12 protein-coding genes and 1 riboswitch are annotated in these 13,223 nt (G+C 67.9%); all 12 genes read right to left on the bottom strand.

Annotated features, from left to right (window positions below):
* Nucleotides 1-48 precede the first annotated feature (48 nt).
* The 12 genes from ahcY to cheY all read right to left on the bottom strand — a co-directional run bounded on the left by ahcY (nucleotide 49) and on the right by cheY (nucleotide 13,215).
* Entirely contained in the window at nucleotides 49-1,467 is a 1,419-nt protein-coding gene (ahcY, locus tag ACV22V_RS17030) for an adenosylhomocysteinase (RefSeq protein WP_059533465.1), read from the bottom strand.
* A 34-nt stretch (nucleotides 1,468-1,501) separates the two neighbouring features.
* A riboswitch (S-adenosyl-L-homocysteine riboswitch) is annotated at nucleotides 1,502-1,618 on the bottom strand.
* Nucleotides 1,619-1,709: 91 nt separating this feature from the next.
* Nucleotides 1,710-2,444, bottom strand: a complete 735-nt coding sequence (locus ACV22V_RS17025) for an RNA polymerase sigma factor FliA (protein ID WP_059452641.1) — start codon at nucleotides 2,442-2,444, stop codon at nucleotides 1,710-1,712.
* 22 nt (nucleotides 2,445-2,466) lie between these two features.
* Nucleotides 2,467-3,276: a MinD/ParA family ATP-binding protein gene (locus tag ACV22V_RS17020; RefSeq protein ID WP_059533467.1), complete on the bottom strand. Its 810-nt coding sequence runs from the start codon at nucleotides 3,274-3,276 to the stop codon at nucleotides 2,467-2,469.
* Nucleotides 3,269-5,020, bottom strand: a complete 1,752-nt coding sequence (gene flhF, locus ACV22V_RS17015; RefSeq protein WP_448014762.1) for a flagellar biosynthesis protein FlhF — start codon at nucleotides 5,018-5,020, stop codon at nucleotides 3,269-3,271. Before flhF ends, ACV22V_RS17020 begins: the two co-directional genes overlap by 8 nt.
* Complete coding sequence (gene flhA, locus ACV22V_RS17010) at nucleotides 5,017-7,119, bottom strand: flagellar biosynthesis protein FlhA (protein WP_059533471.1); 2,103 nt, start codon at nucleotides 7,117-7,119, stop codon at nucleotides 5,017-5,019. Before flhA ends, flhF begins: the two co-directional genes overlap by 4 nt.
* Nucleotides 7,116-8,315, bottom strand: a complete 1,200-nt coding sequence (flhB, locus tag ACV22V_RS17005; RefSeq protein ID WP_448014760.1) for a flagellar biosynthesis protein FlhB — start codon at nucleotides 8,313-8,315, stop codon at nucleotides 7,116-7,118. The genes flhA and flhB overlap by 4 nt, the downstream gene beginning before the upstream one ends.
* A 289-nt stretch (nucleotides 8,316-8,604) precedes the next feature.
* Nucleotides 8,605-9,138 (bottom strand): DUF805 domain-containing protein, encoded by a 534-nt coding sequence (locus tag ACV22V_RS17000; RefSeq protein ID WP_448014759.1) that lies wholly within the window; start codon nucleotides 9,136-9,138, stop codon nucleotides 8,605-8,607.
* A gap of 213 nt (nucleotides 9,139-9,351) precedes the next feature.
* Nucleotides 9,352-9,849, bottom strand: coding sequence for a VOC family protein (locus ACV22V_RS16995; RefSeq protein WP_448014757.1), 498 nt, complete (start codon nucleotides 9,847-9,849; stop codon nucleotides 9,352-9,354).
* A 166-nt stretch (nucleotides 9,850-10,015) separates the two neighbouring features.
* A complete protein-coding gene (locus ACV22V_RS16990; RefSeq protein WP_448014755.1) occupies nucleotides 10,016-11,275 on the bottom strand; it encodes a DUF3443 domain-containing protein in 1,260 nt (419 codons plus the stop codon).
* Nucleotides 11,276-11,291: 16 nt separating this feature from the next.
* Complete coding sequence (locus ACV22V_RS16985; RefSeq protein ID WP_059505484.1) at nucleotides 11,292-11,795, bottom strand: DUF2844 domain-containing protein; 504 nt, start codon at nucleotides 11,793-11,795, stop codon at nucleotides 11,292-11,294.
* A gap of 291 nt (nucleotides 11,796-12,086) precedes the next feature.
* The gene (gene cheZ, locus ACV22V_RS16980) at nucleotides 12,087-12,818 is read right to left on the bottom strand and encodes a protein phosphatase CheZ (protein ID WP_059533481.1); all 732 of its coding nucleotides are present in this window, start codon (nucleotides 12,816-12,818) and stop codon (nucleotides 12,087-12,089) included.
* Nucleotide 12,819: 1 nt separating this feature from the next.
* Entirely contained in the window at nucleotides 12,820-13,215 is a 396-nt protein-coding gene (gene cheY, locus ACV22V_RS16975) for a chemotaxis response regulator CheY (RefSeq protein WP_006754880.1), read from the bottom strand.
* Nucleotides 13,216-13,223 lie beyond the last annotated feature (8 nt).

The following is a 13,223-nucleotide window of genomic DNA, read 5'->3' as shown; positions in this document are numbered from 1 at the left end:
ACCGTGCCGCCGCGCCGCGCATGAACGCGGCGCGACGGCGGCGGTGCATCAGTAGCGGTAGTGGTTCGGCTTGAACGGGCCGTCCTTCTGCACGCCGATGTACGAAGCCTGCTCGTCCGACAGCACGGACAGGTTCGCGCCGATGCGCGCGAGGTGCAGGCGCGCGACCTTTTCATCGAGATGCTTCGGCAGCACGTACACCTTGTTCTCGTACTGTTCGCCGCGCGTGAAGAGTTCGATCTGCGCGAGCGTCTGGTTCGCGAACGAGTTCGACATCACGAACGACGGGTGGCCGGTCGCGCAGCCGAGGTTCACGAGGCGGCCTTCGGCCAGCAGGATCACGCGCTTGCCGTCCGGGAAGATGATGTGGTCGACCTGCGGCTTGATGTTTTCCCACTGATACTGGCGGGTCGACGCGACGTCGATTTCCGAGTCGAAGTGGCCGATGTTGCAGACGATCGCGTTGTGGCGCATCGCCTTCATGTGATCGTGGTTGATCACGTGGTAGTTGCCGGTCGCCGTCACGAAGATGTCGGCCTTGTCGGCCGCGTATTCCATCGTCACGACGCGGTAGCCTTCCATCGCCGCCTGCAGCGCGCAGATCGGATCGATTTCGGTGACCCACACGGTCGCGCCCAGGCCGCGCAGCGATTGCGCGCAACCCTTGCCCACGTCGCCGTAGCCCGCGACGACCGCGACCTTGCCCGCGATCATCACGTCGGTCGCGCGCTTGATGCCGTCGACGAGCGACTCGCGGCAGCCGTACAGGTTGTCGAACTTCGACTTCGTGACCGAATCGTTCACGTTGAACGCCGGGAACGGCAGGCGGCCGTCCTTTTCCATCTGGTACAGGCGGTGCACGCCGGTCGTGGTTTCTTCGGTCACGCCCTTGATGTGCGCGAGGCGCGTCGAGTACCAGGTTGGATCGGCGTCGAGGTGCTTCGCGATCGACTTGAAGAGCGCGACTTCTTCCTCGTTGGTCGGCTTCGCGATCACCGAACGGTCCTTCTCGGCCTTCGAGCCGAGGATCAGCAGCAGCGTTGCGTCGCCGCCGTCGTCCAGGATCATGTTCGCGAATTCGCCGTTCGGCCATTCGAAGATGCGGTGCGAGAATTCCCAGTATTCGTCGAGCGACTCGCCCTTGAACGCGAACACCGGCGTGCCGGCTTCGACGATCGCGGCAGCGGCGTGGTCCTGCGTCGAGAAGATGTTGCACGACGCCCAGCGGACATCGGCGCCGAGCGCCTTCAGCGTCTCGATCAGCACGCCGGTCTGGATCGTCATGTGCAGCGAACCTGCGATGCGCGCGCCCTTCAGCGGCTGCTGCGCCTTGTATTCGTCGCGAATCTGCACGAGGCCCGGCATTTCGGTCTCGGCGATGTTCAGCTCCTTGCGGCCCCAGCCGGCAAGCGCCATGTCGGCGACGATGTAATCCTTGGAAGCTTGCGAATCGATAATGGCGTTCATCACGCCCTCCTTTCTAAAAAAGTTCTAGAAATTGGTGACGTGAGCGCCGTTCAGGAAGCGGGGCCGGCGCGAAGGTTGCCGCACGGCTGCTTGGTGAAGCTTTCCGAGCCTGGCGGACGCAGGATGGTCCGTCGCAACGCTCCTCGGGAAGCGGGAGGGATTGTAGCAAATCGGCGCGGGAAATGCGCGCCGCGCGCCACGCACCGCGCGCGGCGTCGGCGCGCGCGGGCGCTATGAAAGGGTCAGTTCTCGGCGCCGACCCATGCCTGTTCGCGCAACCGCGCGCGCAGGCGCGCGACGGCCTGGCTGTGCAGCTGGCACACGCGCGACTCGCTGACCTCGAGCACCGCGCCGATCTCGCGCAGGTTCAGCCCGCGCTCGTAGTACAGCGACATCAGCAGTTTCTCGCGCTCGGGCAGCCGCTCGATCGCTTCGACGAGCGCCTCGCGCAGATGTTCGTCGAGCAGCGACGACAACGGATCGGCGTGATCGACGCGATAGCGGTCGAGGAACGGCTCGTCGTCGGCCGCGCGATCGAAATCCTCGTAGTAGATGAGCTGGCTGCCGTGCAGGTCCTGCAGCATCCCTTGATATTCGTCGAGCGGCATCTTCAGGTGCTGCGCGATCTCGGTCTCGCTCGCGGAACGGCCGAGCTGCTGCTCGACCTGGTGCACCGCGTACTCGACCTCGCGCGATGTCTTGCGCAGGCTGCGCGGCAGCCAGTCGTTGCTGCGCAGCTCGTCGAGCATCGCGCCGCGGATGCGCTGGGTCGCGTAGGTCTCGAACTGCGCGCCCTGGTCTTCCTTGTAGCGGCCGGCCGCGTCCATCAGGCCGATCATGCCGGCCTGGATCAGGTCGTCGAGATCGACGCTCGCCGGCATCTTCGCGACGAGCTGCAGCCCCAGGCGCCGCACGAGCGGCGCGTATTGCGCGAGCACGTCGGCCTGGGTCATCTTTCCTTGAGCGTTGTACATCATGGCTCTCTCCTTCCGGTGGCGCTCACGCGGCGTGTGCCGCACCCGCCTCGTACGACGGCTTGCCGCCCGCATGCACGGCGCGGCCGGCGCCCGATCGCGGGCGCATCGGCCAGTACAGCAGGTCGGCGGCGATCTGCCGGTAATCGCGCGCGGCGACCGACGACGGGAACGCGTCGACCGCGGTGTGCATCAGCTCGCGCGCATGCTCGACGAGCGGATCGGCGCTCACGCAGCCGGCGTCGGCGATCGACACCGTCAGGTAGCGGCTCGCGACGCCCGCGAGGTTGTCGAATGCGGTCCTGGCGTCGGCGTGGCTGCCGACGTGATTGGTCAGCACGCGGAACTGCGCGACCGCGTGCGCGAAATGCAGGCGCTTCATGCACGCATACGCCTCGGTGATCGCCTGCGCGGCGACCCGCGTGACGATCAGCACGTCGTGCGCCTCGCGCGCGAGCGGGGAGAACGTGCCGTCGGCACCGAGTTGCGCGTCGACCAGCACGATGTCGGCCTGGCCGTCGACGAAGTCGCTCAGTTGCGACTCGCTGTAGCCGTCCCGCGCGGCCGCGCACAGGCCGAACCCGGCGGCGACGCGCGTGCGTTCGCCGTCGCGCAGCCAGGCGCCGGCGAGCGTCGCCGTGGCCGAATGCACGTCGGCGCGCTCGTCGACGACGAGCACGTCCTTGCCGAGCGCGGTCAGCGCGGCCGCGACGTTCACGACGGTCGTCGTGCAGCCGACGCCCGCCGGCCCGCCCGTCACCGCGACGATGCGCGACGCGCGCCCGGCCAGCAGGCGCCGCAGCCCTTCGGCCTGATCGATGATCCGTTTATCCAAATCGCACCTCGTGCAGCTCGGCGGTGGAACGTGCGGTCAGTGCGGAAAGCAGCGTCGGCATGTCCTCGTCTTGCGGCACGAAGGGCGAGCCGTCGCGCGGCACACAGAACGCGCTCTTCAGCAGGAACCGGGTCGATGCGACGTACAGGTTTTCCGGCACTTTCTGGCCGGTCGACACGTAATGGACCGGCAGCTTGTAGCGGATCACCGTGTCGAGCACGCCGCCGAGGTGGGTCGCCTCGTCGAGCTTGGTCAGGATGCAGCCGGCGAGATCGGGATACTCGGCCGCGCTGCGGTAGGCCTGGACGACCTCGTTGAGCGTGTCGCCGTGGCTCGTCGCGTTGAGCAGCAGCAGGCGCTGCACCGGCGCGTTCGCGCCGTGCAGCATCGCGATCTGGTCGGACAGCGCGCGGTCGCGCTGGCTCATGCCGATCGTGTCGATCAGCACGATGTGCTTGTTGCGCAGCTCGGACAGCGCGAGCTCGAGATCGCCCGCATCCTTCACCGCGTGCACGGGCACGCCGAGGATCTTGCCGAAGATGCGCAGCTGCTCGTGGCCGCCGATCCGGTAGCTGTCGGTGGTCAGGAGCGCGACCTTGCTCGCGCCGAAGCGCATCACGCAGCGCGCGGCGAGCTTCGCCGTGGTGGTCGTCTTGCCGACGCCGGTCGGCCCCATCAGCGCGAACACGCCGCCGCGCTCCATCAGCGCGTCTTCGCTCTCGAGCACCGGCAGGTTCGCGGCGAGCACCGACTGCGCCCATTCGGCGGCCTGCTCGATGGTTTGCGCGTCGTCGCCGGACGGCAGGTTGTCGACCAGCATGCGCACCAGTTGCGCGGAGAAGCCGGCCGAGAACAGGTGCCTGGTCAGCGCGCCGTGCACCGGGCTGCGGCGCTGGCGGTCGTGCCACATCAGGCTGTCGAACTGCTCTTCCATCATCCCGCGCATCGCGCCGAGCTCGTGCATCACCGTGTCGTTGACGATGCTCTCGATGCGCGTCTTCACCGCGTCGGCCACCGCGGCCGCCGCTTCCGCGGACAGGCGCGTGCGTTCGGCCGGCTTCGCGGCGCTCGCTTCGCTCTGGCGGGTCATCGGCGCGGCGGCCGACGGGATCCGGCGTTCGGCGTCGCGCACGATGTCGCGCGCCCAGCCGGCCGGCGTCGCGGATGCGGCGTCCTGCGGCGCGCGCGCCGGTGCCTGCGGCGCGGCCGGTGCCGCCTGCGCGCGGGCGATCAGCGCTTCGCGCTGCTGGGTCAGGCGCTTCGCGTGCTCGACGAGCCACGGCGCGGGTTCGGACGCTGCCGCCGGCGCGCCGGCGGCAGGCGCAGGCGCGACCGGCGCGTTCGATGCCGTGTCCATGCCGGCGTCGAAGGCGGCCGCTTCGGCTGCCGGCTTCGTCGCTTCGGCGCTCGCGCCGAACACCGACGAGAACACGTCCGGCAGGCCGCCTTCGCCCGCCGCATACGGATTGACGGCCGGGCGCGCGAGCGCCGCGCCCGGGCGCGACACGATGCCCGGGACGGCTGCGGCCGGCACGGATTCCGGCGCGCGCGGCGCGACGGTGCGCGCCCGGACGGCGGCCGGCGGCGTGACCGCGGCGAGATCCGAGTCGGCGAGTGCGACGATTTCGACGCTGCCGTCATCGAGCGTGCGGTTCGACAGCACGACGGCGTCGGCGCCGAGTGCCTCGCGCACGAGGCGAAGCGCGTCGCGGCTGGTCGCGCCGGTGAATTTGCGAATGTTCAAGCGGAACCCCCGATGACGTTAACGACTTTGATCGTGCGCGTGTCCGGCACTTCGGCATACGACAGCACTTTCAGTTGCGGCAGGCTGCGGCGCAGGAAACGCGCGAGCATCGCGCGCAGCGCGTGCTGCACCAGCAGCACCGGCGGCAGCCCGAGATTCTGTTGACGCAGCATCGCCTGCTGCGTGCCGGTCAGAAGGTTGTGCGCGAGGCCGGGCTCGAGGCCCGGGTTCGCGCCGGTGGCGAGCGCCTGCGACAGCACGCGCTCGAGATTCGAATCGAGGCCCATCACCTGCATCTCGCCCGAGCCCGGATACCACTGCTGCGTGATCGCGCGGCCGAGCGACAGCCGCACCGCGGCGGTGATCTCGTACGCGTCGCCGCGGCCCGCGTGTTCGGACACGGCCTCGAGGATCGTGCGCATGTCGCGGATCGGCACGCCTTCCTCGAGCAGGTTCTGCAGCACTTTCTGCAGCGTCGTCAGCGAGATCGTCTTCGGCACGAGGTCCTCGACGAGCGACGGCGCATCCTTGCCGGTGCGCTCGACCAGCGCCTGCACTTCCTGGCGGCCGAGCAGTTCGGCCGCGTGCTGGACGACCAGATGGTTCAGGTGCGTCGCGACGACCGTGCTCGCATCGACGACCGTGTAGCCGTACACCTGCGCCTGCTCGCGCATCGCGACGTCGATCCACACGGCGGGCAGCCCGAAAGCCGGATCCTGCGTCACGGCGCCCGGCAGCGCGGCCGTCACCTGGCCCGGGTTGATCGCGAGCCACTGGCCCGGGAACACTTCGCCCGCGCCGATCTCGACGCCCTTCAGCGCGATCCGGTATGCGTTCGGCCGCAGTTCGAGGTTGTCGCGGATGTGGATCACCGGCGGCAGGAAGCCGATCTCCTGCGCGAATTTCTTGCGGATGCTCTTGATGCGCTTGAGCAGTTCGCCGTCGCTGTTCTTGTCGACGAGCGGAATCAGCCGGTAGCCGACTTCGAGGCCGAGCGGATCGATCAGCTGCACGTCGTCCCAGGTCGCCTCGTGGCTGTCGCCCGGCAGCGCGGCGGGCGGTGCGATCTCGGTCACGTCGCCGGCCGCCACGCGGGCCGCCGCGCGGCGGACCTGCGTGCGGGCCAGCCAGATCGCGCCGCCGCCGAGCGCGAGGAACGCGAAGTGCGGCATGCCCGGGATCAGCCCCATCAGCACGATGATCGCGCCGGTGATGGTCAGCACGCGCGGGTTGGTGAACAGCTGGCCGGTGATCTGCGTGCCGATGTCCTCGTCGGTCGCGACGCGCGACACGATCACGCCGGCCGCCGTCGAGATCACGAGCGACGGAATCTGCGCGACGAGGCCGTCGCCGATCGTCAGCAGCGTGTAGTTGGTGCCGGCCGCCGCGAACGACATGTCGTGCTGCACCATCCCGACGATCAGCCCGCCGATCACGTTGATCGCCATGATGATCAGGCCCGCGATCGCGTCGCCGCGCACGAACTTCGACGCGCCGTCCATCGAGCCGTAGAACTCGGCTTCCTGCGACACGGCGAGGCGCCGCTTGCGTGCCTGCTCTTCGTTGATGAGGCCCGCGTTCAGGTCGGCGTCGATCGCCATCTGCTTGCCCGGCATCGCGTCGAGCGTGAAGCGCGCGGACACTTCGGCGATCCGCCCCGCGCCCTTCGTGATCACCATGAAGTTGATGATCATCAGGATCACGAAGACAACGATGCCGACCGCGAAGTTGCCGCCGACGAGGAAGTGGCCGAACGCCTCGATCACCTGGCCGGCCGCGTCGGGGCCGGTGTGGCCCTCGAGCAGCACGACGCGCGTCGACGCGACGTTCAGCGACAGGCGCAACAGCGTCGAGAACAGCAGCACGCTCGGGAACGCCGCGAAGTCGAGCGGCTTCATCGTGTACATGCTGACGAGCAGCACCATCACCGACAGCGCGATGTTGAACGTGAACAGCAGATCCAGCAGCAGCGGCGGCAGCGGCAGGATCATCATCCCCAGGATCATGCAGATGAGGATCGGGCCCGCGAGCGCGCGCAGGTTGGTGCCGGCGAACGGATTCTGGCGTTTGGCGAACAGGCCGGTGGTCGGGGTGCTCATGCTGCGTTTCCTTGCTTGCCGAGCGTGTCTTCGGCTTCTTCACGCTCGTCGTCGGCCGATACCGACGACCCCTTGTCGAGATCGGCCGGCACGTCGAGATCGACCGGCGCGGCCGGGAAGGCGCCGCCTTCCGAGCGGAAGCGCCGCAGCTGGTAGACCCACGCGAGCACTTCGGCGACGGCCGAGTACAGCGAGCCGGGAATCTCGCGTTCGAGTTCGACGTTGTGATACAGCGCACGCGCGAGCGGCGGCGCTTCGAGCAGCGGCACGTTGTGCTCGGCCGCCAGCTCGCGGATGCGCGCGGCGACGAGGTTCACGCCCTTCGCGACGACCTTCGGCGCGCGCATCTCGCCGTCCGTGTACTGCAGCGCGACGGCGAAGTGCGTCGGGTTCGTGACGACCACGTCGGCCTTCGGCACGGCGGCCATCATCCGGCGCCGCGCGATCGCGCGCTGCTGCTGGCGGATGCGGCCCTTCACGTGCGGATCGCCTTCGTTCTCGCGATGCTCGCGCTTCACTTCTTCCTTCGTCATGCGCAACTTCTTGTTGTACTGCCAGATTTGGTAAGGCACATCGAGCGCGGCGACCACCAGCATCCCGGCGACCGTCGTGCCGCAGCACACGGCGACCAGGTGCATCGCATCGGCGAGCGCCGAGCCGAGCGGCTGGGTCGCGAGGGCGAGCAGCTCGTCCTTGCTGCGCCAGATCGCGATCCCGCCGATCCCGCCGACGACGAGCGTCTTCGCGAGCGACATCCCGAGCTGGATCGGCCCCTGGATCGAGAACATCCGGCCGAGGCCGGAAATCGGGTTCAGGCGGTCGAACTTGAGCTCGAAGGTCTTCTGCGAGATCAGCCAGCCGCCGAGCGCCATCGGCGCGAGCAGCGCGGCGAGGCCGGTGAGCGCGAGGATCGGCAGCAGCGCGGCGAGACCTTCGACGCTCGCGCTGCCGGCCGCCGACAGCATCCGGTGCGTGTCGAACGCGGTCGCGCGGTCGAACGCGAACGCGCCGCGCAGCATCGTCTGGAGATGGGCGCCCGACGGACCCGCGAGCAGCCATGCGCCGTAGAACCCGGCCGCGAGCAGCGCGAACGAAGCCAGTTCGCGCGAACGCGCGACCTGCCCCTCCTCGCGCGCCTTCTCGCGGCGTCTCGGAGTGGCGGCTTCGGTTCTGTCGAGATCGCTCTCGTCTGCCACGGTGCCTCCAGTCGGGTACGGCGAAATGCCGCTTTCCAGTGACACCGATTATTCATGCGCACGTCAAACGCCGATCGGTCGAGCAAAGCCGGGAAAGGGGGGTATTTCGGGGAATCGGGCGGGCCGGTGCGGCGGGAGGTCGCGGGCAGGCGCGGCGCGCCGGGAGGCGGTGGAAACCGCGTTCGCGGGCGGGTGCGGGGAAGCGGGTGAAGCGGGAGATCGAGGCGGCCGTGGAACGATCGTCGGCCCGCCCCGACGCGACGGCGTCGCGCGTCGAGGCGGGCGGCGCTCAGATCGCCGGGATCGGATCCGAGCCGAAACGGTTCGGGCCGTTGGTGCCGCGCGAGCACATCCACACGAGCAGCAGGATCCCGCCGACGATCGGAATGAACGCGATCAGCAGGAACCAGCCGGAGCGGCCCGTATCGTGCAGGCGGCGGACGGTGACCGCGAGGCTCGGCAGCACCAGCGCGAGCGACACGACGGCCGCGACGATCATCAGCAGCAGCGAAAGCGCGCTCGGGTCGCGCCCCGCCATGGTGATCACCTGGCAGACGATCGACACGACGCTGGTCAGCAACGCGAAATACCAGTATTCGGCACGGCGCGCGCGGCCCTCGAATTTCGCATATTGATTGAGTGCGGAACGAACGGCTTCGGTGAAATTCATTTTATTGCCCTCATGTTTTATACCGGCGACCCCGGAAACAACGCGGGCATTATAAGTTTGAATTTCCGGGCATTGCATCTCTTTTCGCGTGCCGACCGGCTCGCACGCGGGCTCCGGCAGAACTGGAGCGGCTTCAGCGGCGGCATGCCGCATCGCGTGCGGCACGTCACGTCACGTCATTTTTATAATCGCGACGGCCCGGCATAAACGACGGCCAGATAATCCACGACTTGATTACACCAGCATGAAACGCGCCGCGATCGATAATCGAATCGATCGTTCGGCGCACATTTACCGGCCGACCGAGAATATTGCCGAACGTCACGTATGCACGTCGGGAACGGCGCGTCCCGGCCGGCGTTCGCGCTAGCCCGCCGCCGCCTGCTCCAGCACATGGAGATCGAGTTTCTTCATCTTCATCACCTGCGCCATCACGCGCTCGGCGCGTGCCGGATCGCCCGCCATCAGTTCGGCCATCTGCACGGGCACCACTTGCCACGACACGCCGAAGCGGTCGCGCAGCCAGCCGCACTGCTGCGCGCGCTCGTCGCCGCCGTCGGACAGGGCCGTCCAGTAGCGGTCGATCTCCTGCTGGTCGCGGCAGTTGACGACGAACGACACGGCCGGCGTGAGCGGAAACGCCGGGCCGCCGTTCAGCGCGAGAAACGCCTGCCCGTCCAGTTCGAACGACACCGTCATCACCGCGCCCTCGGCCTGCCCCGACGCCTGCGCACCGGACTTGCCGTAGCGGGCGACGTTCAGGATCCGCGCGTCGTCGAACACCGACACGTAGAAGCGGGCGGCCGCCTCGGCGTCGTGGTCGAACCACAGAAACGGCGTGATGCGTTGAATACGCTGGCTCATGGCGCTGTCTCCTCGATGTCGTGCCGGCACCGTTGCCGGTCTTATATCGTAGGCGCTGTGCCGGCACGGCGCGGCCGCCCGATGCGTAGTGCGTCGCCGCTGGCGAAGGCGAAAAAAAAGGGGGCGATCGCTCGCCCCCTTTCCTGCCGCCGCCGTGCGTGCGCGATCAGAACGCGACGTAAGGCTGCGCGCCGCCGCTGCCGGTCCGGTCCATCCCGAAGTAGATCGTCTTGCCGTAGAAGTGCGGCATGCCGATGTCGAGCCAGCCGGCCGCGCCGAACGGGCCCGCGATGTCGTTGAACGCGAACGTCGACGAATTCGCGAACAGCCTATCGGCATTCATGATCGGCATAGACACGCCGCCCGTCGCGCCGTTCTGGCCGGTCAACGTCGCCGTATAGGTGGTAGACCGCGCAGGGCAGTAGAACTGGGTGTTGGTCGAGCACTTCGTCTGCGACGAATCGTTGAAGAAGTACGCGTTCGAGCCCGTATCGAAGAACGCGGTCACGCTGCCGCCGAGGAACGTCGCATTTACGTCGCCCGTCGTCGTCGAGGTCAACACGGTGGACGCAGCAAGCGCGTTGTTACTCTGCGTGCCGATCCCGAACGTCAGCAGACCCGTCGCACCGGTCTGCCCACAACTCGACACTTGCTGCATCTGCACGATCACGCCGTTGTTGTCGGTCGCGAAGCGATGGACCGGATTGGCCACCTGCTGTGCAACCGGCACCGGCGTCACGGCGCAACTCGAATTGCCGTTCGGGCATGCATAGTAGTTGTTGAACGTCGCCGACGTCGACGTCGCGCAGCTCGGGCCGCAATCGACCGGTGCCGGCCCGATGCCGAGGATGCCGTTCGCGCCGAGGTCGCGCGCCGTGTTGGCCGATGCGCCGCCGTTCGTACACGAACTCGGCACATTCGTCGTGCCGAGGTCACCTATGATCTGTACTGGTAGCGAACTAGCGGCCTCACCACCGACCTGCAGGTCGACGGTGCGCACGGAACCCCATGTATAGCTCGACACGAACTTGCCGCATTCTGCGATGGGCGCACCGCTACTCGTGGTCGTAGGGGGCAGGCTATTTAGCACACCCGAGACCGCACTACCGACGAGTCGAAGCCCATACGAGGCGGTGTCGACGAGCACGTTGTCAACGATCTGGCAGTTCGACGAGCCAGGCGCGCAAACTTTCACGCTAACAGTTGGAATGTTGATGACGTTCGCTACGCCGCCACCGACGGTCATCGCCACGGCATTCGCGGCAACATTGGGCTGACCAGCATTGACCACCGCCGTGCAACTATCGGCGTTCGATGAAGACGCCCCGGAATCGTCCCCACCACCGCAAGACGAAAGAAGGACAGTTGTCGCAGCAACCAGGCTAAGCACACCGGCGCGGCGGACAAATACACGAGGAATTCGCAAGATCGCTCTCCCGCTGTCACTGGATGTCGTTGCCGGTCAGCCCGGCAGGCAGCGCCGTCGGCAGCCATGCCTGGCCCGCGAAGGCGCCCATGTGGCCGCCGGTGCGGATCACGAGGCCGCTCGTATCGACGGACACGGGCGCGCGCCAGCCGCGCGCCGCATGCGCGACCTGGACGCCGGCGGTGTACTGCGGGAAATAGCTGCCGAGCAGCGACTCGAGGTCCGGCATGCTCGGCCCGCGCCAGGCGAGGCCGAACACGGTGCCGGCCGCGCTCGTGTATTCGTGGATGACGGTGCCCGATCCGAGCGTGATCTCGCGGACGGTGTAGGCGGCCGCGTTCGCTTGCGCGCCGTCGGCGGAGCGCATCGCGCGCTGCAGCGCGCGCACCGTGGCGGCGCGATCGTCCGCCGGCGGCGACATCGGCGCGCCGCCCAGTTCGGCCTGTGCGTGGACGGCCCACAGCACACCCATTGCGGCCGTCGCATGCGCGGCGGCCCAGCCCAAGCGTTTCAGCTTCACGTTCCCCCCCAAGGGACTGGCTTCGTTGCCGGCGGTGCCATCGTCAGGCGCGGCGCCGCGGGCCAACAAATGAAAGTCTTAAGAATGACGCTTCGTTGCTGCTGACGCGTAGTATGCCTGCGAGTATGCCTGCGGAATGTGTCGCAGTGTCAAATCAATGTTGCATGACGCAACGCAACATGACGTGCGGCACGACCCGCGCGCGGGGGCTCGCCGTGACGAGCATGGGGGAAAGCCATGCGCACCGGGCCGCGCCACGATCGGGCGCGGCGCCGATGCGCCGGGACAGCATCAGAAGCCGAGACTCGCGAGCAGGTCGTCGACCTGCGCCTGGTCCTGCACGACGTCGGACTTGCCTTCCGGCGCGATCTGCGGCCCGTTCAGCAGCGACTCCGGGCTGCCGGTCGCGCTGATCTGCTCGGCCGCGAGCGCGGCCGCGGTCGCCGCGAACTGCTCGCGCCGCTCGGGCGCGATGTTCTCGACGAGCACCGTGAGCAGCTGCTGCTCGATCAGGTAGACCATGTCCATGATCTTCTTGATCACCTGCCCGGTCAGGTCCTGGAAATCCTGCGCGAGCATGATCTCGAGCAGCTGCGCGCTGGTCGCCGACGCCGCCTCCGGCAACGCGCGCAGGAACGTGCGCGTGTCGTCCATCAGCTCGCGCACTTCCGCGTGCTCGATCGGCGCCGCATACCACTGCGCCCAGCGCGCATCGAGCGCCTCGGCCTCGTTCTGGATGCGCTCCTGCATCGGCTTCGCGACCTCGATCGCGTTCAGCACGCGCTCGGCCGCCTGCTCGGTCATCGTCGCGACGTAGCGCAGCCGGTCGCGCGCATCGGGCACGGCTTCCGCCGCGCGCTCGACATGCTTGTCGAGGCCGAGCTCGCGCATCGAATCGCGCAGCGTGCGCGTGACGTGGCCGATGCGCGCGAGGATCCGGTCGCTCGCGTAATCGGCGCCTTCGGCGTGGCCGTCGGCGTTGACTGCCGCGCCGGCGAGCGCCGCATGGATCGGCTCGTTCACGTCAGCTCCCGGCCTTGGCCATCTTGTCGATGATCTTGTTCAGCTTCTCGTCGAGCGTCGCGGCCGTGAACGGCTTCACGACGTAGCCGCTCGCGCCCGCCTGCGCGGCCGCGATGATGTTCTCCTTCTTCGACTCGGCCGTGACCATCAGCACCGGCAGGTGCGTGAGCGTCGCGTCCGCGCGGATTTCCTTCAGCATCGCGAGGCCGTCGAGGTTCGGCATGTTCCAGTCGGAGATCACGAAGTCGAAGCCGCCGCCGCGCAGCCGCGCGAGGCCGGCCGCGCCGTCCTCGGCTTCGTCGACGTTCGTGTAGCCCAGTTCCTTGAGCAGGTTGCGGACGATCCTGCGCATCGTCGGGAAATCGTCCACCACCAGGATTTTCATGCTCTTGTCCATCGTCGTTC

This window comes from Burkholderia sp. AW33-5 (assembly GCF_053427615.1).
This window is presented reverse-complemented; position numbering and strand designations above follow the sequence as displayed.

Bases quoted from the DNA above. Each gene is read 5' to 3' on its own strand.
- ACV22V_RS16995 (WP_448014757.1), bottom strand. From the start codon at position 9,849: ATGAGCCAGCGTATTCAACGCATCACGCCGTTTCTGTGGTTCGACCAC.
- flhA (WP_059533471.1), bottom strand. From the start codon at position 7,119: ATGAGCACCCCGACCACCGGCCTGTTCGCCAAACGCCAGAATCCGTTC.
- cheY (WP_006754880.1), bottom strand. From the start codon at position 13,215: ATGGACAAGAGCATGAAAATCCTGGTGGTGGACGATTTCCCGACGATG.
- ACV22V_RS17025 (WP_059452641.1), bottom strand. From the start codon at position 2,444: ATGATGTACAACGCTCAAGGAAAGATGACCCAGGCCGACGTGCTCGCG.
- ACV22V_RS17000 (WP_448014759.1), bottom strand. From the start codon at position 9,138: ATGCGGCATGCCGCCGCTGAAGCCGCTCCAGTTCTGCCGGAGCCCGCG.
- ahcY (WP_059533465.1), bottom strand. From the start codon at position 1,467: ATGAACGCCATTATCGATTCGCAAGCTTCCAAGGATTACATCGTCGCC.